Raw genomic sequence first — 754 nt, 5'->3', positions numbered from 1 at the left:
TCACGGAAGAACTCCGCAAGCGGCATGATGTCCTCCTGACAGTCACGCAACGGCGGAACAGTTATCTCGAAGTCGCGCAGACGGTAGAGTAAATCCTGTCGGAAACGCTTTTCGCTCACTGCCGCCTCCAGATCCTCATTGGTGGCGGCGATGATGCGGACATTGAAACTTCTGTCCGATTTGTCACCGACCGGGCGATAACGCCTCTCCTGTATGGCACGGAGCAACATCTGCTGGGTTTCCAACGCAAGGTTGCCCACCTCATCCAAAAACAACGTGCCGCCTTCCGCCTCATGGAAATATCCTCTCTTGGTGCTGTCCGCACCCGTGAACGCGCCTTTGACGTGTCCGAAGAATGCCGACGGCGCAAGTTCTCTGGAGAGTGAACCGCAGTCCACAGCCACAAAAGGCTTGCCTGCCCGTTTGCTCTTGTCGTGCAGGTGGTGGGCGATATGCTCCTTGCCCGTGCCGTTCTCTCCGAATATCATTACGCTCATATCGGTTGCAGCTACCAACTTTATCCTGTGCATGATTTTCTGAAAGGCGGAACCTTCACGGGCGAACACGGGCATCCGGCTGTGTCCCGACTGACGCTCTTTCTGTATGGAGCGGATAAGGGGGACGAGTTTGTCCTCTATAAGTTTCTTTGGAATATAGTCAAGCGAACCGAGTTTCATGCTTTCCACAGCGGTATGCACTTCGGCATAGTCGGTCATGATGATGAACGGCTGCATCTTTCCCTCCTTGCGCATCC

At 54.5% G+C, this 754-nt stretch carries 1 protein-coding gene; it reads right to left on the bottom strand.

Going from position 1 to position 754, the window contains the following annotated elements; translation table 11 throughout:
- Positions 1-754: sigma-54 dependent transcriptional regulator (locus C5S62_RS01645; RefSeq protein ID WP_133159456.1), on the bottom strand; the 754-nt coding region annotated here is incomplete at both ends.

This window comes from Prevotella sp. MGM2, assembly GCF_002933955.1.
Classification (GTDB): Bacteria; Bacteroidota; Bacteroidia; order Bacteroidales; family Bacteroidaceae; genus Alloprevotella.
The sequence above is the reverse complement of the archived record's forward strand: the minus strand, read 5'-3'. Positions and strand labels throughout refer to the sequence as shown.